This is a genomic window from Paenibacillus sp. FSL F4-0100, assembly GCF_037993005.1.
GTDB lineage: Bacteria > Bacillota > Bacilli > Paenibacillales > Paenibacillaceae > Paenibacillus_AQ.
Genome location: NZ_CP150303.1, coordinates 1550617 through 1570259 on the forward strand (window position 1 = coordinate 1550617; position 19643 = coordinate 1570259).

Sequence of the window (19643 nt, forward strand, 5' to 3'; positions counted from 1 at the left end):
GATTTCATTTCAGATCGTGATCGGATTTTCTGGAGAAGGGGAATAACATGTCCTTTTACATCAAAGACCTGCTGCAGCTGTCTACGGGGGTGCGCCGCTTCCTTATAAGCGAGGCCTTCTACGGCATTGGAATCGGCCTCTATACACTCGTCCTGAATCTGCATCTGCTTTTTCGGGGGCTAAGGGAGGACGAAATCGGCGCGTTGGTGTCGATGGGCATTCTGATCATGGGCGTGCTCGCCATTCCGGTATCTCTGCTCGCCAACCGGACCGGAAGGAAAAAACTGCTGGTTACCGGCGTATTCTTTATCGCCGCAGGCAATGTGCTGTTTGCTGTCAGCGATGATTTGCTGTGGTTCTATGCCGCTCAAATATTGGTGTCTACCGGCTTGACGCTTGTGGAGACGACGGAGATTCAGCTTCTCTTCCATTATTGCCGTTCCCGTAAGGAGGAGGCCCGTGCTTTTTCCTTGATGTTTGCCGTCTTTACGGCTTTCACGGGTCTCGGAACGCTGGCTGCCGGATATATCTCGAAGGGATTTGAAGGAAGCAGGGGCTATGAAGTGTCACTTCTGCTGACCGGGCTGGTGCTTGTGCTTCACGGCATTATCCGGGCATTCTGGCTGCCTTCTGAGCGCAGGGACTTGGATGAGGAAGCGCCGACGGCTTCATCTTCTAAGGGAATATCCAGGTTAACGGGGCCTCTGTCGTCCGGGACCTTATGGCTGTTCGCCGTGTTTACGGCGCTGCTCGGCGGCTGTATTGCCATGACTGGCTCATTCTTGAACGTCATCGTGAAGTTCCGCCTGGATTGGATGGATGACCAGGTATCTTTAATTCTTGCCATCGGCGCGATCCTTCTGTTTATATGCTCATTGATGACACCGTACGTCATGGAGCGGTTCGGTTATAACACGGCCATTATCTCGGTATTTATCGTTAATATGTTGCTGTTTGCCGCTCTATACATGATTCTCCCCGTATGGCTGTTTGTCGGGCTGTTTCTGCTGCGGGGCGGTGGCGTGACCATGCTGTCCAATCTGCTGGACAGTCTGCTGATGTCGGCTTTCAATGAGAAGGAACGTAATCTGTATGCCGGCATGCGGTCGGTATTTCGGAGTTTAGGCTCGTCCGGGGCAACCTTTGTTGCCGGACTGATCCTGGCTCGGCAGGATTATCGGCTTCCCTTTCTGGCCACGGCCGGCGTGCTGCTCCTATGCGGCCTGTATTACGTATGGTGGATTCGTCCGGTCTTATCCAAGAGATTAAACAGCGGTATCGAGCCATGAATGAAGGGCCGTCTAAAAGGGGAATTCCCTTTTAGGCGGCCTTTTTGCTGATTGCAGCATGCTGTGTTCATATTCATCTTACGGCGTCGGCTTCACAGTTACAGGTTGAACCCGTATTTGTTCGAAGGAAAGTCTTTAAACATATTGACATCAAAAATTGGTACATGTTTAAATAGAAGAAGTGTTAGCACTCTGCTGTAAAGAGTGCTAAAAGAAACCTCGTTCAGATTGGAAGGGAGATTTTTTCATGGCGAAAAAACAGTTTAAAGCTGAGTCCAAACGGCTGCTCGAGATGATGATCAACTCCATCTATACGCAGCGTGAAATTTTTCTGCGTGAGCTGATTTCAAATGCCAGCGACGCGATCGACAAGATTTACTATAAAGCGCTGACCGACGACAACTTGACCTTTAACAAAGAAGATTACTACGTTAAGATTACCGCAGATAAAGCAAACCGTACGCTGACCATTACCGACACGGGGATCGGGATGACAAAGGAAGACCTCGAGAACAACCTCGGCATCATTGCGAAGAGCGGTTCCCTTGCATTCAAGAGTGAGAACGAAGCGAAGGACGGCCACAACATTATCGGCCAGTTCGGCGTTGGCTTCTATTCGGCTTTCATGGTTGCCGATGTCGTTACCGTGACCAGCAGAGCCCTCGGCAGCGACGAAGCATTCAAGTGGGAATCGGAAGGCGCGGATGGATATACCATTACGCCGGCCGAGAAGGATTCTGTCGGAACCGAGATCGTGCTTAAGATCAAAGAGAACACGGAAGACGATCAGTATGACGAGTATTTGGAAGAATATCGTCTAAGAGCGATCATCAAGAAGTACTCGGACTTCATCCGTTATCCGATCAAGATGGATGTGAAAACGCAGCGTCCGAAAGAAGATTCCGAGAATGAGTTCGAAGAAGTTCAGGAAGAGCAGACCATCAACAGCATGGTGCCGATCTGGCGCAAGAATAAAAGCGAGCTGACCGACGCGGATTACGAGAATTTCTACAATGAGAAGCGCTACGGCTTCGATAAACCGCTCAAGCACATTCATGTCAAAGCGGACGGCGCTGTTGTATACAATGCGATTTTGTTCATTCCCGAGAATACGCCATTCGATTATTACACCAAGGAATACGAGAAAGGGCTTGAGCTGTATTCCAACGGCGTCCTGATCATGGACAAATGCGGCGACCTTCTGCCGGATTACTTCAGCTTCGTGAAAGGGATGGTCGATTCCGAGGATCTGTCGCTGAACATCTCCCGCGAGATGCTCCAGCATGATCGTCAGTTGACGCTGATCGCGAAGAACATCAAGAGCAAAGTGAAAAGCGCGCTGCAGGGCATGATGAAGGACGAACGAGACAACTATGAGAAGTTCTTCGCCTCCTTCGGCAGAGGTCTGAAATTCGGCGTCTACAACGATTATGGCATGAACAAGGAAGATCTTCAGGATCTGCTGCTGTTCACTTCCTCCAAGGAGAAGAAGCTGGTTTCGCTGGATGAGTACGTATCGAGAATGCCGGAGGATCAGAAGTATATTTATTATGCTTCCGGTGATTCCATCGACCGGATCGAGAAGCTACCGCAGACGGAAATGGTGCTCGATAAAGGTTATGAAATCCTGTACTTCACCGATGATGTTGATGAGTTTGCGATCAAGATGCTCATGAAATACAAGGAGAAGGAATTCAAGTCGGTATCCAGCGGCGATCTTGGCCTCGATTCCGAGGCGGACAAACAGGAGAATGAAGCCGAAGAGAACGACAATAAGGAACTGTTTGAAGCCATGGGCAGCCTCTTGGCCGGCAAGGTGAAATCCGTTAAAGCTTCCAAACGATTGAAATCCCATCCGGTATGCCTGTCCACGGAAGGTGATGTCTCGATTGAGATGGAGAAAATCCTGAAGGCGATGCCGAACGGACAGGATATCCAAGCCGATAAGGTGCTGGAGATTAACACGAATCATGAGGTGTTTAAATCTCTGAAAGCTCAGCAAGCGGATGAGGATAAGCTGAAGCTTTACACGAATCTGCTGTACAATCAGGCGCTGCTGATCGAAGGCTTGCCGATTGCCGATCCGGTGGAATTTACGAACGATATTTGCAAAATCATGGTGTAACCGGCGCAGCTGGATTATAAGATAATAACAAACAAACCTGAAACTCTGGTGTAAGGTACCAGGGAATCGGGTTTGTTTTTTTGTACATCTAATCTCAGTGCAGTGTAGATCGTTACACCACGTCCGCGGCAAGATCCGATAACAATCCGTTCTCGGCTGCCAGGCCTAAAAGGTCGTACACCGATACTGGGAACATCGGAAAGCCGACATAGTATGGGGTGATGGCATATAGCGGATAGAAGATGACCAGTGACTTATCCGCAAGATAGAAGTCCTGGTTCGGCGAAACGGTAACCGGACTGTTCTCCAGCACGGGAATGCCGCGTTCCTTGATCTGACGGATCACCTCGACGGCCAAGATGGCTTGATAGCCCGAGCCTGGGCGGAACAGATCGGATAAGGCATAGGATTTTCCGGTGGCCGTGGCAAAGGTCAGGCCTTTCGTCACCGTATACCCGTGCGCCATATGTTCGGAGTAGGTATAGTTCGTCAGCACGAGGCTAAGAATGCCGCGCTCGTTCGTTTTGATCTCAAAGTTGCCCGTCGTTTGCGGGTTGGTGCCGGTCTGAACCTGCTGCTGTTCACGCTGCATATCCTGGATTTGAAGAATAATGGCCCGGTTGATGGCTTCTTCCGCCCCCGGATTCATGAGGCCGTATACCTGCGGATAATGAATCACGAGACCGGGTGCCGTATGCGTAAGGGTATGGATACTTACCGGGGGTACATATTGCACCATGCGTACATTCGCTCCAATCTAACATCAGATACGTTAGGCTATTCGGAAGCGGGCGCGGAGGTTACGAAGCTGGCAGGAGCGGAGACTTGAGACTTGGAGGCTTCTAAGGCTCCGTCAACCCGGCGGAAGGGCTTCGGATAGGCAGAATGCTCCAATGCGAAAGAAAGCTCTAATGCGAAAGAACGCTCCAATGCGACAGCGGTAGTCCAAGGCCGCGGGCATGTTTGTTGTAAATCAGCTAGCCTTCACTCCTTGTCTGTAACGCCAGACGTAAGCAATCTTCTTACAAAGATCGTGAATATGACTAAGGAAACGACTACCGATGCTGCTGTAACCGTGAACAAATACGTATAGCCGATACGCTCGGAAACCAAGCCGAGTATAATGGCGCCAAGTCCGATGCCGAGATCGAATGCCGTCATGAACGAGGCGTTGGCTGCCCCTCTCCGGTTCTCCGGAGCAATGCGCAGGGTCGCTGCTTGAAGCGCAGGCTGAGCCGAGCCGAAGCCGATACCGTACAGAATGGCGGCCGTAATCAGCCCGGTCAATCCGTTTGACATACTTAAGACGATCAGAGCCGCCGCTGTCACGACAAGGGACGGAATGATGACAGCCGCTTCGCCGAAACGGTCCGACAGCTTCCCGGCAAAGGGTCTGATCAAGGTAAGAGCGACGGCGTACACCAGGAAAAAGGTTCCCGGATTGACCCGGATGGACTCGGCAAACAGCGGGAGGAAGGTCGTGATCCCTCCGTATGCGACTGCCAGGAAAAAGATTGCGACCGTGACAGGGAGAACGGATTTCTCGACTAACTGAATTCGCCCTGCCGAAGGTTTGGCTTGATAAGGGGCTCTAGTCATGTAGGCCAGTATAAAGGCAATCAGAGAGAGTCCGGTAGCGACAAGGAACAACATCCGAAACGAATACCCGCTGACGATAAAAGTACCCAGCATGGGGCCGATGGCCATCGCAACCGTCATCGCCATACCGTACCAGCCCATGCCTTCCCCGCGGCGGGAGGTTGGGATTAAATCCGTAATGACCGTTCCGATGGAGGTTGTCGAGAAAGCCCAACTCGCGCCATGCAAGATCCGCAGCGCAAGCAGAAGCAGAATGCTGCCAACCCAATCGTAGAGATACATCGAAAGAACAAAGAAGATAAGACCCCAAACGTAAAAAGCTCTTCTGCCGTATCGGTCCACCAATCCCCCGACCATCGGGCGAAAGACGACCGCCGTCAGCGTGAACGCACCGGCCGCCAAGCCCACCTGGGATTCGGAGCCGCCTAAATGCTTGATATACAGCGGAAGCGTGGGCAGCAGCAGATAGAAGCCCGTAAACAGAAATAACATCCCGACCGTCATCTGAATAAACGGTTTCGTCCATAAACGTTCCATCCTGTATCCCTCCTTATTTCGAATTTCTCAATGTGAAAACATCTGGACTCTAGTCTTCTTCGGATTTAACAGTCGATATTTCTTTCCGGATCCACTCGATATTCGTCATTCCTATCTGCTTCCGGTGATCGAGTACCCGCAGCAATTGAAGCCGCTGTTTCTCAGGATCAGGTTTATAAAACGTGATCTCCGCTTCAAAGTCCGTCACATGTTTCAGGTTGGTCTCCAGATAAATCAAATACTGCTCTAGACAATCGAGCCGAACCTTCTTCGGAACATACCGGAAATAGACCATTTTAAAATGGAATATCTGCTCCGTATCCATGTTGTATTCCAGGGGGTTCTCCATGAGCTCGAGAAACTTCTTCCGTCCGGAATCGGTGATCCCGTAGATTTTGCGGGGGCGTTTGCCTCCGCCGGATTCGTCCAGACGAAGATGGATCCACTCGTGATCCACCATCCGGGAGAGCAGGGGATATAACGTTCCGGAACTAATCTGACGGTAAGGACCCCCTGCATTTTTTAATATTTCTTGAAGCATATACCCGTGTTTATCCCCGGTCATCAATTCACCCAACACAAAAATTTCATACATATGAGCGCCTCCAACAATATGTCGTTACGATATAAATATATATCGTAACGACATAAATATGCAATACCTGGATAAGATTTTTTGCAATCGTTCTCCAAACGACGGTAACTATGACATGGCGCTTTAAGATAGTGATAGATGAAGTGAAGCAAGAGGAGCGATACATTTAATCTGCGTCAGACACAAAAAATAGGAAGAGAGGGATTAGCGGTTTAAAACGGAGTCTTATAAAAACTGATCCCTGTTAGAACTACCAGCTTAGAGGGGACCTAACAAATGAAGCCGATCTGAGTAGGATCGGCCGAAGAGTGCGCGAGGGGGATGGAGGTCAATTGCAAATTGAGGAATATAGCAGACTAGGATTCGTGGTGCACAGCAGGGAGTAGATGCATGCGTTCGTATAGGCGAGCAGTGCCCAGCATGAGCATTAAGGGTTTTGCTTCCTGTGTTTACAGTCCGCCTGCGTTTTTCCCATGACTTTCACCTTGTTGTCCGTTGTTCTTCTCGACATAATCCAAATGTTGAAACCCCCAGGTACACATGTCGGTCAGAACGCTGCCCAAGCTCTTTCCGTGCTCCGAGATGGAATACTCCACCTTGGGCGGAATCTCCTGATATACCTTGCGTACGACCAGCCCATCCTGTTCCAGTTCGCGGAGCTGATTTGTGAGCATGCCTTGGGTCACGCCCGGAAGCAGACGCCGGAGCTCCCCGAACCGTTTGGTTCCGTCCTGCAGCAGTATAAACAGAATCAGCGGTTTCCACTTGCCTCCGATTAATTGCAGCGTTGTCAGGATGCCTTCGGTGTTAGGCCGTTCATGATCGCTTGTTCTCATATTCTCATCTCCCATAGGAAGTGTCGGTTTTTGTTCATGTGATGTTAGTAATGTAGCACAGTATTCCGTTTAAACCCAGTACTATTCTTATTCGTACTTAGTATGTTTTATCGTACTATGCATGGGATGAATAGGTACGCTGAAACCGACTAAGTACATAAAAAGAGCGTACTTTTCAACGAAGCCGATCCGAAACATAATGGGGGTGTCAAACAAACCAAATGAGACAGGAGAGACTTGAATATGAAAATTATGGTGATTGTGGCTCATCCGAATTTAGACAACTCGCGTGCGAATCGAGCGCTGATGCAGCACAGCAGGCTGTATGCGAATGGAAATGTAGATATCCGGGATCTTTACAAGGAGTATCCGGACTGGAATGTCGATATCGAGCGCGAGCAGCAGCTTCTTCTTCAGTATGATCGGGTGGTGTTCCAATTCCCTTTTTACTGGTACAGCTGCCCGCCCCTGCTGAAGAAATGGTTCGATGACGTGCTGACCTTCGGCTGGGCGTTCGGACCGGAAGGCAACAGTCTGAAGGGCAAGGAGTTTATGCTGGCCACGACGGCAGCAGGCACGGAACAGGAGTATCAGGCAGGTGGGGACAATTGGTACACCGTCAGTGAGCTGCTGCGTCCGATTCAAGCCACGTTGGACCGGTGTAAAGTCCGTTATTTACCGGCCTTCGCGACCTATAACGTGGAGCGGGTAAGCGATGAAACCCTCCAGGCGGAGGCCGACAGATATGCCAATCAGGTTCTAGCACCTGCAGCCGAAAGCCGATACTGAGGCTCGCTTCTCCGTTAACCGATAGAAGATTGGCTCTTGCCGGCCGAAACCATTAAGGGCATGATAGAGTCATATATGACATGACCTGAAGCAGTTCTTATGCTCTTTTATGGGGGCCCACTACTATTAGCTTGAGGCAGCTTCATAAGCACATGCGCACCAAATTGGAGGGAGGAAGCTTTATGACGATTGATGAAGATATTCATTTGGAGCCCTATGACAAGCAGTGGGCGGATCGGTTTTGCGACGAACACCAGACGTTAATCAGGGAGATCGGCCCTTATACGTCCGCCATCGAACATTTCGGAAGTACATCCGTACCGGGGATGACGGCTAAACCCATCATCGATATTCTGGTGGGCGTGGAGCACGCGTTGCATACGAATGAAATCATCCCCAAACTGACCGCTATGGGTTACGAGGACTTGGGCGAAGCCGGGATTCCCGGCCGTTTATATCTGCGCAAAAGAGGTAAGCATGCCTATAATGTTCACATTGTGTTATACCGTGGCGACATTTGGAATCATAACATCATCATCCGGGAGTACTTGCGAGCACGTGCCGTGGAAGCCGAGCGTTACAGTGAGATCAAACAGCGTATCGTTTCGCAAGGAACCCGGACCTTGCTCCGATATTCCGATGAGAAGAATGCGTTCGTTGAGCAGCTTCTTGCTAGAGCGAAAGTATGGATGAATGGTGTGCAATCCGAATAAGCGTCTGGTAACTCTATCCTCCATTCATGGCCTTGCACTGCTTTCGGTAAGCGGAAGGGGTGAGGCCATGAAATTTTTTGAACGTCTTGCTGAAATGGACATAGTCCGAGAAGCCGACGCGGTAGGCCGTTTCCTCGGCGGAAAGCTCAGACTCCGCCAGCAATTCCCTCGCTTTTTCCATGCGAACCTGCACCAAGTATTTCACGAAGTTCATATTCGTTTCGCTCTTGAAGGTACGGCTTAGATACGTGACCGACATCCCCACTGAATCAGCCACCTCCTGTAAGGACAAATCCTCCATCGCGTAATTCTCTTCAATGTATCGCTTGGCTTTCTGAATATTGTGGCGAGACCCTAAATTTCGGGAACCCTTAATCAGCGCCAGCATTTCCTTGACCTTATCCTCGATTTGACGGCGGCAGGCCATGGGATTGTCCTGTGGCCATTGATCCTCGCCGATATCCACCGCAAGAAGCAAACCGCGTTCTTCAAGCGCAGCCAGCAGATCCTGCATCAGTATATGGGCGTATCGTGACAAGCTCACTTCTTCGGGTCCCCTCGTCTCAAAAAGAGCCATGATCTGGCGGATTTGTTCCAATGCTCCCTGCTCATCGGCAGAATACAGCAGCTGGGCGAGCCTGGCTTTATGGCGCTGCTGCGCAAGCGTCCATTCCGTCTGCCGGGAGAATCGCGCTTTCCGGTTATCCAGTTCCCTGCAGGCACGTTCCAGTGTTGTATGGAACTGCGCCGGGTCGATGGGCTTCAGCAGGAAATCCGATGCGCCATAGCGCAGCGCCTGACGTGCAAATTCGAAGTTGTCGTGGCCTGAGAGGATAATAAAATGCATCTGTGGATGGGATTCCCGGACACAGCGGATAAATTCCAGTCCATCCATTTCAGGCATGCAAATGTCGGTCACGATAATATCGGGCCGGCTGTTCTCTAGCATCTGCAGGGCTTCAACCCCGTCTTCGGCTTCGCCGGTGACCACAATTTGAAGACCGGACCTCTCAACAAGCTTTCGCAAACTCAAATGAATGGCGTATTCGTCATCAATCATCATTAACCGGTACATGGTGTCCCTCCTCGTTAGTCCTATACGGCAGTCTAATCTCAAATATCGTGCCTTCCAAGGGCACGGCCTCCACAAGGTGCAGGCCATACTCGTCACCGAAGGTAAGCTGAAGTCTTTGATGCACGTTTAAGAGCCCGATGCCGCTGGTCGTTTCCTCCCCGCCGTTACGCAGCATGTCTTCACCCGGCTTCTCTCGGGTTTGCAGAATTCGCCTGATCTGCCACAGCGTTTCCGCTGTCATGCCAATCCCCTTGTCCCGGATCATGATGGCAAAATAGCCCGCCTCCGCACGGGTGCTTATCCCGAGGTAGCTTGGCTTCTTGCCTCGGTATCCGTGTATGAACACATTCTCTACGATCGGCTGCAGCGTCAGCCTGACGGCATTTACGCGATCCAGGTCCCGTTCGTTCACATCCATATCAATCTGGAGTCTGCGGAAACGGGCGCTTTGAAGATCGAGATAATACTGGACATGCGTCATCTCCTCCCGCAGCGGCACGACAGACCCGGCATGGCCGATATTGTAACGGAACATATGGGCCAGCGCCCGCGTCATACGACTGATCTCCATATGATCGTCCGCAATGGCATATGAATTAATAATCTCCAGTGAATTGTACAAAAAATGCGGGTTGATGTGGGACTGCATGGAGCGGAGCTCGGATTCCTTCTGCTTGATCATGAGCTCCCGTTCCTTCAGTTGGGAATCCTGGACCTCCCGAATCAGCCGCTTCAGCTCTCCCGTCATGCTGTAAAAGCTCTGGAATACGGCGGTCATTTCATTGTTGCGGAACCGGTTCATTTTGGTAGGAAGCACAAAATCACCCCGCTCGACGCGGGCCATCAACTTCTGGAGCATGGATAGCGCTCTCGTCAAGGAGAAGGAGAATCCGCCTACAAGCGCCAATGCAATGATCAAGAGAATGGCTGCGGCCGCAAGCGAGTAATTACGCTGGGTGATCAAACCGCCGATGAGATTGTTCAGCGGCAGGTCGGCGACGACCGTCCAGCCAGTGATCTGTGAGCGTTCATGCAGGACCATCTTTTCGGTACTGGAAGCTGCGTCTTGATGCCGGAAGAAGGAGGAGTCCCGGTTTTGAATATGCGTTAACAGCCCCGGTTCGACTTGGGTTCCGACCCGACTCGGATCCGGGTGGTAGATCATCTGCCCATCCGTGCCCATGATCCAGACGTCAAAGCCGCCCAGCGAATCATTAGAGCAGATGGCTCCGATTTGCTTCAGATTGAGATCGACAATCAATAAGCCTTTATAGAGAAAGGAAGAATTGTCATAGAGCTTCCGGGCCACGGTAAGGGCTGGCGTGTTTCCTACCCGGCTGAGGCCGATGATTTGAAAATCGTTGAATTGATCCAGCTGCGCTTGAAAGGAACGGTTGCGTTTGCGGATTTCACTCATATCGAGCAGCCCCGGCGCGCTTTCGTAATCGGTGATTTGTCTCTTGTTCTCGGCGACGAGCGAAATTCCGATAATATCGGACCGGCCGTAGATCATCTGGGCAAACAAGTCGTCCTCGACTTTTTTGGCAAGCTGAAAGTACGCATAGGGGGTAAGCTGGGTGGTCGAGAGAAATTGCTGGATTTGCGGGTTGTGGATAAAGGGATAGGTGGAGTTCTCCAGATTGGAAATATACGAATCCAGTGAGACGTTGGTTTGCTCGATGATACGCTTGTTAGCGCCTGCGGCAAACTGTTCAATCGCTTCGGTAGACGACTGGTACCAGAAGCTGCCAAGCAGAAAGAAGGGGAGGCCAATGAATAGGATGATCAGAACGAACAAACGTTGGTTAATGGTCAGATTACCGGTGGAAACGCCTTGGATGTTCATCGCTCTTCCGCCTTCCTCGCATTGAAGTAGGGAATTTGAGACTCCCACGGCAAAGCCGCAAGCTGACACCTTCGGTATCATTGGGATTCTTGGGTGGTAGTCGGTCGTGCATTTCTGCTAACCGTAGTTCCCCCAAGTTCAGGGCTGTCTCATCAGCCCGTCCTAAGACAGTGCATATAGCATCTTAGGCTGACAGACTGTTCCCATCTGCCACAGGTTGATTCATGATATTGATCGCTCCAACCCGATCACGATGAGCGTGGAATCCGCATGAGCATTCGTACCTTCTGTCTTTTGCTTTGTTCTTCTCCCCACAGGCAGGACAAGATTGCGAAGTGTAGGCAGGATCTACCTCCACAACCTTAATGCCGACAAGCTTTGCTTTGTAGAAGATGAATTGCCCAAGCTGATAGAATGTCCAACTATGCAGATTCTTTGCGTTTTTGCGGCTTGTTCTTGCCGTCTTGCGAATATTCTCTAGTCGTTCAAGCTTGATGATTGACACACCTTCCTGGGCGGCTGTATCGACAATTTGCCGACTAATCTTATGGTTTTGATCTTTCATCCAACGTTGCTCTTTATGACCTAGCTTACGAATGGCAGACAATTTTTTGAGTTTTCCTAATTTACGCCTACGTTGCTCATGCTTTCTTCGTATGTACTTGTTTTGTCTGCCGTTTCCAAAGAATCGGGTTTTACCTGTAGAAGTTACAGAAACAGCAGGAACTTTTAAACCAAGATCAATTCCCATGATGTTTTCGTTGCTTGTTACACTTGTTGGCACTTCTACCGAAATTTGAGCGTACCATTTCCCTGACTTTTCAATGATACGCATCAATCCAAGTTTAGCTGTTCTTAACAGCTCCATATCTCTTCTAGTCGCTGTAGCACGAAACGTTGTTTTCTTCGTCTTTTCATCTACAACGATAGGGAAAGCAACTGTATTTTCGGATACCGTGTAGTTTTGATTGTTAACGAAATATACAGGTTTTTTAAGAATGGGACGAACACCAAGTTTCTTGATTTTACTGAAAACACTTTTGGCATCACGAATCGCTTGATTACAAACCGCAGACGGAAGAATGGTTTCTACATCTTTTGTAGTCATTTTCGGAAATGCCCCCAGTTGTTCAGCCCGTTCGGTTAGTTGATTGACTACCCGAATGTACTCATTTCCCAATTGACCTAGAATGGCTGGTTGATCAGGAAATATGCGTATCTTAACGGTTAAAACTTGCATGTGTTCACCCCCTTTTCTTTTGTTCTTCAACATAACGCTTTACGGTTTCGCTTGATACGTTTCCAGCTGTACTAACGAAAAAAGAACGTGTCCACAGACTAGGCAAATGAGCAAGATGCTCAAACTCCTGCCTTAATATTCGAGAGGTCACTTCTTTCACTTTTGCCATAACGTCTGATGAAGAATCGGTGGGAAGACAGTTCAGGAACAGATGGACATGATCGGGCATCACTCCCATTTCCACAATAATCCAGTTATTCTGATGGCATATTTCAGCTAATAGCTCCTTGAATCGAATTTCCACTTGTTTTACTAACACTTTTCTTCGATAACGAGGGCAGAAAACAAAATGATAGTTAATGAGAGATACCGTCGTAGCTGTACGTCTATATTCTTGTCCCATAAAACAATTCTATCAGTTCAACCGCACAACTGAAACGATTAAACAAAAAGAAAAGCACACACGCACACGTGCTATGTGTTTGCCCTTCCCATCCATGAAGGGATGTTCTGGCAAAGCCGACTGAAAGCCCACGATTAAAACCGTGGGCTTTCAGTCGGCAATCAATGTAAGGAACATTGTAGCAAAAAAATACAAGTTGTAAATAAAAAACCATGATGCCGCAGCAAGAAATCACAAGTGGGCTAAGAAAGCACATGGGCGCATTCGGTCGTTATCAACTACAATCGCATTAATCCATTTCAAACAATAGGGGGCGAGGATTTGTGAAAAAGAGAAAAGGGCTTTACAGCTGGTTAACGGCCTTATTGCTGATAACCGTTATAGTAAGCGGTTGCAGCAATGCTGATGAAGGAAAGGGCGGTACTGCCACACCCGGTACCGGAGGCGATGAAGGGAAAAAGGTAGAAATCCTGCTCGGGTATTATTCCAGCGACAGCTCCGATACGAAAATGAAGGAGCTGATCGAGCAGTTCGAAAAACAGCATCCGAACATTAAGGTGAAGACGCAAAGCGCGCCATACGGGCAGTTCTATCAGAAGCTGGATACGCAAATCGCGGCCGGCCAAGCGCCGGACGTATGGCTGTCCGACGGCGTCTACGTCATGAAATACGCCCAGCGGGGCGCCGCCAAGGATCTGACGGATTGGATCGCAAGAGACCTGAAAGCCGACGAGTACTACGGCCTCGATTTTAATAAGGACGCGGACGGGCGCTATTGGGGCGTGCCGCAGGGCATTCAGGTCGGCGTGCTGTTTTACAACAAGGAGCTGTTTGATAAAGCAGGCGTAACGTATCCTTCGGATGAATGGACCTGGGACGACCTGAAATCGTCGGCAGCCAAGCTGACGGTGGATGCCGGTGGAAAAACCGCCGAGGACAGCGGGTTTGACGCTGCAAGTGTGAATCAGTTCGGGCTGACGTTCTTCAGCATTACCGAAGGCTGGTTCTCCGTGATGAAATCCTACGGCGGCGGTGTCCTTGACGAGAAAGCGGAGAACTCCATCATCAATTCGCCGGAGAACAAGCAGGCGTTCGAATGGATGGTCGACGGCATGCAGCGCGGCATCATTACGGATCCGGTCGACCTGAAGAGCTTCCAGAGCAATACCGCCGTGTTCCCAAGCGGATCTGCAGCCATGCGGATCGGCATCTATGCCCGGGTGCAGGCAGCGAATGAAGCCGGCCTGAATTACGATGTGACGCTGCTGCCGAAGGGACCTGATGGCAAGCGAGTGTCCCCGGTCATCGCCAACTCATGGGTGATTAATCAGAAGTCGAGCGACGAGAAAGCCGAGGCTGCCTGGGAGTGGATTAAATACTGGGCTACGGAAGACGATGTGCAGAAGCAGTGGACTGAACTGGGTGAAGCCGTGCCCGTCAAAAAATCCGTAGCGGAATCCGAAGTGTTCCTCAAGGCGGGAGAGCAGCCGGCTAACCGCCAGGCCTTCCTGGATAGCCTGGAGTTCGCACAGACACTCGACAATAACGCGGTCTGGGAAGAATGGGTAGGCAAATTCAACGAACATGCGGAGCGTGCCTTCCTTGGGGATGCAACTATCGATCAAGCGCTCAGCGAAGCGGATGCTGCCGTTCAATCGATTCTCGATGATTTTTATAAAAAATAAAACAAGGGTGGAAGAAAGGCGGGAGTGAAATGGGCAATACATTAAACGACAATGCAGCACTCAAAGCCGATCCGATGCCGCACGGAAAGCCCGCCCGAAAACGGAAATGGGATCATGAGGGGAGATGGGGGCTGCTCATGGCCTCCCCCTATTTTCTCCACTTTATCATCTTTGTGGCAGGTCCTCTCGCCGCATCCCTGTACTTCAGCTTTTCCGATTACGATATGCTGAATCCGCCCGAGTGGAGCGGACTGGATAATTTCCGGCGCATGGCCGAGGATTCGATGTTCTGGCGTTCTCTGTGGAACACCTTGTATTTTGCGGTTCTGTTCGTACCGCTCCAGACTTTTCTCGCTTTAGTACTGGCTGTCGCGCTAAACCAGCGTTTGAAAGGGCTTAAATGGTTTCGAATGGCCCATTTTATTCCGGTGATCTCCTCATGGACCGTCATCCTGTACGTCGCCGACGCCATATTCAACCCTCGCTTCGGTCTGGCGAACACGCTGCTTGCCAAGCTGGGGCTGGTAGGGCAAGGCTGGCTGCAGGATCCGAAGCTGGCCATTCCGCTGCTTGTCTTCATCGCGGTCTGGAAAGGGATCGGCTATATTATGGTCATTTATCTGGCGGGTCTGCAGAGCGTTCCCGGGGATCTGTATGAAGCCGCGGAGATCGACGGCGCAGGAGCTCTGCGCAAATTCCGCTACATTACGGTTCCGTTGATCTCGCCGACCACGTTCCTGGTTGTCATTATGAGCACGATTTCCACCTTCCAGGCATTTGAACAGATTTATGTACTAACCGGCAGAGGCGACATCAGCTCAGCGGGAGGCCCGAATAACTCCAGTCTGGTCATGATGCTGTATTTATATCGTGAAGGGTTCACGTTTATGAGGATGGGTTATGCTTCCGCCATTGCCTGGGTGCTCTTCATGATCCTCTTCCTGTTGACGCTGATACAGCTCAGGGGTCAGAAGAAGTGGGTGCACTATGACTGATCAAGCAGTCAAGATGGAACTGCAGATGTGGAACCGCATCGGAGGAAGGAGGAACCTCACATGAGAAGAAAGCTGCTGGGAAAAAGCATCGGTTACGTGCTGATCGGAATCAGCTCGCTCATCATGATCGTGCCGTTTCTGTCGGCGCTCATGAATTCATTGAAAACCTACAAGGAATATACAACCGTTCCGCCCCGCTGGATTCCCGAGGTATTCCAATGGTCTAACTACGCGCAGGTGTTTCAGCTTGGGAATATTGGCGGCTACACGTTAAACAGCATCTTCGTAGCCGTATTGTCCGTCGTCGGCGCCCTGATCTCCTGCTCGATGGTCGGGTATGCGTTCGCAAGACTGCGCTTCCCGCTGAAAAGTGCGCTGTTCGTGATGGTGTTGGGAACGATGATGATTCCGGCGGTGGTCATCATCATCCCGCATTTTATCATTTTTAATAAGTTGAACATGCTGGATACGCTCACGCCGCTGTGGATTATCGAATGGTTGGCTCAGCCGTTTGGCATTTTCCTCATGCGACAGGCTTTTATGAATATACCTAAAGAGTATGAGGAAGCGGCCAAGATGGAGGGCTGCAATCCGTTCCAGATTTATCTGCGGATCTTTATTCCGATGGCCAGGCCTACGCTGGCGACGCTGGCGATCTTTACATTCATGGGCAAGTGGAACGAGATTTTGACGCCTGTCATTTATTTGACCTCGAATGAGAAGTATACGCTGCCCATCGGCATTCTCTCCTTATCAGGCCAATGGACCGGCAATGAACAGCTTATGATCGCGGCCGCACTGGTCAGTCTCGTTCCGATTCTGCTGGTATTCCTGTTTGCCGAGAAATATTTTGTGCAGAACCACAATATGGCCGGGATTAAATAATGGAGTGTTATCATCGGCCCGGGAAGGGGCCATGTCTGTGAAGGAAAGGATGAAAGACAAGATGAAAATAGCGGCATTCAGTGGATCGTTAATCGATTACAGCATCCATGAAGCGATGTCGATCACGGCCGGGCTTGGTTTCGACGGAATCGAAATTGCCTGCCGCGAACCGCACTTAAGTCCGGAAGCTTCGCTGCCGCGGGTTCGCGAAATGAAGGCTGTTGCGGAAGTTCATGGCTTGGAGATTCCGGCATTGGCAGGTTATATGGGATATTTCTCGACAAGCGGAGATGCGGAATGCGCTGAGGCTTATGATCAGTTTATGGGACTGCTTGAACGCGCAGTGATGTTGGAGGCGGGCATGATCCGGATCTTTCAGGGAGGGCCTAATGCCTTCCTGGCGGAGGATTATCATTATGCCAAGGCGGCTTTCTGGATTCGGAAATGCGCGGAGGAAGCCCGGGCTGCGGGAAAACGGATCGTGTTGGAGATTCACAATCAGAGCCTGGTAGAGACGACAGATAGCGCTCTGCGACTGCTGGATTTGATCGGCGATGATCAGGTTGGCCTGATTCATGATGCAGGGAATATGTACATCACGGACACGGAATTTGGGGAAGCGTCGGTCCGGCAGCTCGGAAGCTATTTGTTCCATGTGCACATCAAGGATGAACGGCGGATCGGGCAAGGGGGCGCGCCGGGAACGTTCAAGAATTTGACCCGACACGGGGAAGAGTTCTTCCTGCAGTGCCGCCTTGGTGAGGGAGAAGTGGATCACGGCGGGCTGCTCAGGGGACTTCGGGAACAGCGGTACGCAGGTTGGCTTACGCTGGAATGCGCAGCACCCTATCCGCCGAAGGAACGGCTCGCTTATGATCTGCTCGTCATCAAGGAATGGCTGCAGGCTGTGGAGGTGTCGACAAGATGACGGGGAAAGCGCGGAAATTTGGAATCATCGGCTGTCAGCATGCCCACATCGGCATGTTTATCGAGGAGATGCTGGCCCTGGGCTACGAATGTGCAGGAGTATACGAACCGGATAATAAGCCGTTAGCCCGTACTCTTGCCGACCGGTACGGCCTGGAACTTACGGGGGATCGGGAATCGCTGCTGAGCGATAAAGGAGTGAGTGTTATCGGCTGCGCGGCCATTAACCATGAGAAGATGGATGTCATTGAGCTGTGCGAGCTCCATGGCAAACCAATCATGATCGACAAGCCCGCCGTGACGGATCGGGCGGGGCTGACCCGGCTGCGCGGCGTTCTGGAGCGGGGAAGGATCGAGGTAGGCATGATGCTGACCGAGCGTTTCCGCCCTTCTCTCCACACCGTTCATCGGATGATCCGGGCGGGTGAATTGGGGGACATTGTTCATATCTCGATGCGGAAGCCGCATCGGCTGAATCCGGAATCCCGTCCTTCCTGGCATTTTGACAGAGCGCAATCCGGCGGCATCATCAACGATCTCTTCGTGCATGACTTCGACCTGTTAAGGTGGCTGACGGGCCGGGAAGTGGAGACGACATCCGGTTATCTGGCGAAGCATATCCTGCCGGAATACCCAACTTTCTATGATGCGGCCGGCGTGCAGGTAATCATGACTGGCGGCATAACGGCACAGCTTTATGCGGACTGGCACACGCCCGTCGGCAGCTGGACTTGGGGTGACGGACGGATCTTCATTACAGGAACGCGCGGCATGGCCGAAATTCGACTGGAAGGCGATCCTTTGCTGTCAAGCGATGAGGTTGCGCTTGTGATCACCGATCAGGAGCTGCGCTCTTTGCCTTTGGCACCGCCTCCCCTCTCCCTTGCACAGGATTTCCTGAACCGGGTGGAGGGGGAAGAGGGCATCATCACGCATGACGATATTTATAAAGCCTCGGAGGCTACGGTAACGGCCGATGAGGAGGCTCGGATCCTGATCCGGGAATAGGGAATGTATGCGGCTTTCACCGCAAACAGAACGTATTGAGGAGGCGTAGGATACATGACAAAGGAAAAGCTGCCCGTCCGATTCGGTATCATCGGCTGTGGGATTATTGCGGATATTCATGCGCAGGGCATATTGAATACGGAGGAAGCTGAGCTTGCCGCCGTATTCGATACGAAACGGGAATCTGCGGTCAAACTGACTGAAACGTACGGAGGAGTTATCTGCGACACCTTGGAAGAACTGCTGGCACGCGAGGATGTGGAGGTAGTCTGTATCTGCACGCCAAGCGGCATGCATGCAGAGCAGACGGCGATGGTTGCCCGGGCAGGCAAACATGTGCTGGTGGAGAAACCGATGGCCATACGGCTTGACGATGTGGAGCGTATGATCGAGGTATGTGCGGAGAATGGTGTGCTGCTGGCAACCGTCTTTCCGAGGCGCATGTCCCCGCAGGCCGGGTATGCCCGGCAGGTCATTCAAGAAGGACGGCTTGGGAAGCTTAGCTTATGCTCGGCGTATGTCATGCTGTACCGCGATCAAGCCTATTATGACAGTGCGGGCTGGCGCGGGACCTGGGCGATGGATGGCGGCGGGGCCATGATGAATCAGGGAATTCACACGGTGGATATGCTGCAATGGCTTGTCGGACCCGTTTCGTCCCTATCTGCGAAGGCCAAGGCCGTGCTGCGCAGCATCGAGGTGGAAGACACCGTTATTGCTGCGCTTGAATTTGCGAGCGGCGCGCTGGGCGTGCTGGAGATCACGACGACGGCCTGCGACGGGAAAGGGCAGCGGCTCGTCATCCATGGAGAGAAGGGTGTGATCGTCATTGAAGAAGATACGATCGTATCTCTTGAGATCGATGGCCAGCAGATTCAGCTGCCTGAGTTCGAACCGTTTAAAGTTATACCTGACGGACACCGGCTGCAAATTCGAGATATGGCGCTTGCCGTTCGCGAAGGCCGCGAGCCTGTAGTCACCGGGAAGGACGGCCGACATTCATTGGAGATTATTCTCGGCACATACGAAGCTTCCCGGCAGCACAAGGAAATCAAACTGCAGACCGAAACACCGGTATTGTAGGGGATGGAGGTGA

General features: G+C 51.2%; 18 protein-coding genes. 10 read left to right on the forward strand and 8 right to left on the reverse strand.

Annotated elements, in window-relative coordinates; translation table 11 throughout:
• The first annotated feature begins 47 nt into the window (after nucleotides 1–47).
• Together MHH48_RS06765 and htpG are read left to right on the forward strand one after the other, a co-directional pair.
• Nucleotides 48–1289 carry an MFS transporter gene (locus tag MHH48_RS06765; RefSeq protein WP_076322842.1) on the forward strand — a complete coding sequence of 414 codons (1242 nt, stop codon included), beginning with the start codon at nucleotides 48–50 and terminating at the stop codon, nucleotides 1287–1289.
• Between the two features lie 247 nt (nucleotides 1290–1536).
• The gene (gene htpG / locus MHH48_RS06770) at nucleotides 1537–3414 is read left to right on the forward strand and encodes a molecular chaperone HtpG (RefSeq protein WP_076322843.1); all 1878 of its coding nucleotides are present in this window, start codon (nucleotides 1537–1539) and stop codon (nucleotides 3412–3414) included.
• A gap of 112 nt (nucleotides 3415–3526) precedes the next feature.
• Here the strand turns inward: htpG and MHH48_RS06775 are convergent, their stop codons facing one another.
• From MHH48_RS06775 to MHH48_RS06790, 4 genes are all read right to left on the reverse strand, one after another.
• Nucleotides 3527–4153, reverse strand: coding sequence for a DUF3298 and DUF4163 domain-containing protein (locus tag MHH48_RS06775; RefSeq protein WP_076322844.1), 627 nt, complete (start codon nucleotides 4151–4153; stop codon nucleotides 3527–3529).
• A gap of 245 nt (nucleotides 4154–4398) precedes the next feature.
• Nucleotides 4399–5550: an MFS transporter gene (locus MHH48_RS06780; protein WP_076322845.1), complete on the reverse strand. Its 1152-nt coding sequence runs from the start codon at nucleotides 5548–5550 to the stop codon at nucleotides 4399–4401.
• A gap of 49 nt (nucleotides 5551–5599) precedes the next feature.
• On the reverse strand, nucleotides 5600–6145 hold the full coding sequence (locus tag MHH48_RS06785) for a PadR family transcriptional regulator (RefSeq protein ID WP_076322846.1): 546 nt from the start codon (nucleotides 6143–6145) through the stop codon (nucleotides 5600–5602).
• 449 nt (nucleotides 6146–6594) lie between these two features.
• Nucleotides 6595–6981 (reverse strand): helix-turn-helix domain-containing protein, encoded by a 387-nt coding sequence (locus MHH48_RS06790; protein WP_076322847.1) that lies wholly within the window; start codon nucleotides 6979–6981, stop codon nucleotides 6595–6597.
• A 243-nt stretch (nucleotides 6982–7224) separates the two neighbouring features.
• On the opposite strand from MHH48_RS06790, the gene MHH48_RS06795 reads away from it, so the two are divergent.
• Both MHH48_RS06795 and MHH48_RS06800 read left to right on the forward strand, forming a co-directional pair.
• The gene (locus tag MHH48_RS06795; protein ID WP_076322848.1) at nucleotides 7225–7770 is read left to right on the forward strand and encodes an NAD(P)H-dependent oxidoreductase; all 546 of its coding nucleotides are present in this window, start codon (nucleotides 7225–7227) and stop codon (nucleotides 7768–7770) included.
• 182 nt (nucleotides 7771–7952) lie between these two features.
• Nucleotides 7953–8483 carry a GrpB family protein gene (locus MHH48_RS06800; RefSeq protein ID WP_076322849.1) on the forward strand — a complete coding sequence of 177 codons (531 nt, stop codon included), beginning with the start codon at nucleotides 7953–7955 and terminating at the stop codon, nucleotides 8481–8483.
• A 13-nt stretch (nucleotides 8484–8496) separates the two neighbouring features.
• Here MHH48_RS06800 and MHH48_RS06805 read toward each other — a convergent pair whose 3' ends face one another.
• From MHH48_RS06805 to tnpA, 4 genes are all read right to left on the reverse strand, one after another.
• A complete protein-coding gene (locus MHH48_RS06805) occupies nucleotides 8497–9558 on the reverse strand; it encodes a response regulator (protein WP_076322850.1) in 1062 nt (353 codons plus the stop codon).
• Nucleotides 9536–11404 carry a sensor histidine kinase gene (locus MHH48_RS06810; RefSeq protein WP_076322851.1) on the reverse strand — a complete coding sequence of 623 codons (1869 nt, stop codon included), beginning with the start codon at nucleotides 11402–11404 and terminating at the stop codon, nucleotides 9536–9538. The genes MHH48_RS06805 and MHH48_RS06810 overlap by 23 nt, the downstream gene beginning before the upstream one ends.
• A 184-nt stretch (nucleotides 11405–11588) precedes the next feature.
• Complete coding sequence (locus tag MHH48_RS06815) at nucleotides 11589–12644, reverse strand: RNA-guided endonuclease TnpB family protein (protein ID WP_076322852.1); 1056 nt, start codon at nucleotides 12642–12644, stop codon at nucleotides 11589–11591.
• A gap of 4 nt (nucleotides 12645–12648) precedes the next feature.
• Entirely contained in the window at nucleotides 12649–13047 is a 399-nt protein-coding gene (gene tnpA, locus MHH48_RS06820) for an IS200/IS605 family transposase (protein ID WP_076322853.1), read from the reverse strand.
• Nucleotides 13048–13370: 323 nt separating this feature from the next.
• Between tnpA and MHH48_RS06825 the strand changes: the two genes are divergently transcribed.
• The 6 genes from MHH48_RS06825 to MHH48_RS06850 all read left to right on the forward strand — a co-directional run bounded on the left by MHH48_RS06825 (nucleotide 13371) and on the right by MHH48_RS06850 (nucleotide 19630).
• Nucleotides 13371–14732, forward strand: a complete 1362-nt coding sequence (locus MHH48_RS06825) for a sugar ABC transporter substrate-binding protein (RefSeq protein ID WP_076322854.1) — start codon at nucleotides 13371–13373, stop codon at nucleotides 14730–14732.
• A 29-nt stretch (nucleotides 14733–14761) separates the two neighbouring features.
• Nucleotides 14762–15727, forward strand: a complete 966-nt coding sequence (locus MHH48_RS06830) for a sugar ABC transporter permease (RefSeq protein ID WP_076322855.1) — start codon at nucleotides 14762–14764, stop codon at nucleotides 15725–15727.
• 60 nt (nucleotides 15728–15787) lie between these two features.
• Nucleotides 15788–16612, forward strand: coding sequence for a carbohydrate ABC transporter permease (locus tag MHH48_RS06835; RefSeq protein ID WP_076322856.1), 825 nt, complete (start codon nucleotides 15788–15790; stop codon nucleotides 16610–16612).
• 61 nt (nucleotides 16613–16673) lie between these two features.
• Nucleotides 16674–17540, forward strand: coding sequence for a sugar phosphate isomerase/epimerase (locus MHH48_RS06840; protein WP_076323158.1), 867 nt, complete (start codon nucleotides 16674–16676; stop codon nucleotides 17538–17540).
• On the forward strand, nucleotides 17537–18547 hold the full coding sequence (locus MHH48_RS06845; RefSeq protein WP_076322857.1) for a Gfo/Idh/MocA family oxidoreductase: 1011 nt from the start codon (nucleotides 17537–17539) through the stop codon (nucleotides 18545–18547). Before MHH48_RS06840 ends, MHH48_RS06845 begins: the two co-directional genes overlap by 4 nt.
• 54 nt (nucleotides 18548–18601) lie before the next feature.
• Nucleotides 18602–19630, forward strand: a complete 1029-nt coding sequence (locus MHH48_RS06850; protein WP_076322858.1) for a Gfo/Idh/MocA family oxidoreductase — start codon at nucleotides 18602–18604, stop codon at nucleotides 19628–19630.
• The last annotated feature ends 13 nt before the right edge of the window (nucleotides 19631–19643 follow it).

What these genes read in the sequence shown, in the direction of transcription:
- MHH48_RS06835 (WP_076322856.1), top strand. Translation starts at nt 15,788, where the DNA reads ATGAGAAGAAAGCTGCTGGGAAAAAGCATCGGTTACGTGCTGATCGGA.
- MHH48_RS06830 (WP_076322855.1), top strand. Translation starts at nt 14,762, where the DNA reads ATGGGCAATACATTAAACGACAATGCAGCACTCAAAGCCGATCCGATG.
- MHH48_RS06795 (WP_076322848.1), top strand. Translation starts at nt 7,225, where the DNA reads ATGAAAATTATGGTGATTGTGGCTCATCCGAATTTAGACAACTCGCGT.
- MHH48_RS06845 (WP_076322857.1), top strand. Translation starts at nt 17,537, where the DNA reads ATGACGGGGAAAGCGCGGAAATTTGGAATCATCGGCTGTCAGCATGCC.
- tnpA (WP_076322853.1), bottom strand. Translation starts at nt 13,047, where the DNA reads ATGGGACAAGAATATAGACGTACAGCTACGACGGTATCTCTCATTAAC.
- MHH48_RS06840 (WP_076323158.1), top strand. Translation starts at nt 16,674, where the DNA reads ATGAAAATAGCGGCATTCAGTGGATCGTTAATCGATTACAGCATCCAT.
- MHH48_RS06790 (WP_076322847.1), bottom strand. Translation starts at nt 6,981, where the DNA reads ATGAGAACAAGCGATCATGAACGGCCTAACACCGAAGGCATCCTGACA.
- MHH48_RS06815 (WP_076322852.1), bottom strand. Translation starts at nt 12,644, where the DNA reads ATGCAAGTTTTAACCGTTAAGATACGCATATTTCCTGATCAACCAGCC.
- MHH48_RS06765 (WP_076322842.1), top strand. Translation starts at nt 48, where the DNA reads ATGTCCTTTTACATCAAAGACCTGCTGCAGCTGTCTACGGGGGTGCGC.
- MHH48_RS06775 (WP_076322844.1), bottom strand. Translation starts at nt 4,153, where the DNA reads ATGGTGCAATATGTACCCCCGGTAAGTATCCATACCCTTACGCATACG.
- MHH48_RS06805 (WP_076322850.1), bottom strand. Translation starts at nt 9,558, where the DNA reads ATGTACCGGTTAATGATGATTGATGACGAATACGCCATTCATTTGAGT.
- MHH48_RS06800 (WP_076322849.1), top strand. Translation starts at nt 7,953, where the DNA reads ATGACGATTGATGAAGATATTCATTTGGAGCCCTATGACAAGCAGTGG.
- htpG (WP_076322843.1), top strand. Translation starts at nt 1,537, where the DNA reads ATGGCGAAAAAACAGTTTAAAGCTGAGTCCAAACGGCTGCTCGAGATG.
- MHH48_RS06810 (WP_076322851.1), bottom strand. Translation starts at nt 11,404, where the DNA reads ATGAACATCCAAGGCGTTTCCACCGGTAATCTGACCATTAACCAACGT.
- MHH48_RS06780 (WP_076322845.1), bottom strand. Translation starts at nt 5,550, where the DNA reads ATGGAACGTTTATGGACGAAACCGTTTATTCAGATGACGGTCGGGATG.
- MHH48_RS06785 (WP_076322846.1), bottom strand. Translation starts at nt 6,145, where the DNA reads ATGTATGAAATTTTTGTGTTGGGTGAATTGATGACCGGGGATAAACAC.
- MHH48_RS06850 (WP_076322858.1), top strand. Translation starts at nt 18,602, where the DNA reads ATGACAAAGGAAAAGCTGCCCGTCCGATTCGGTATCATCGGCTGTGGG.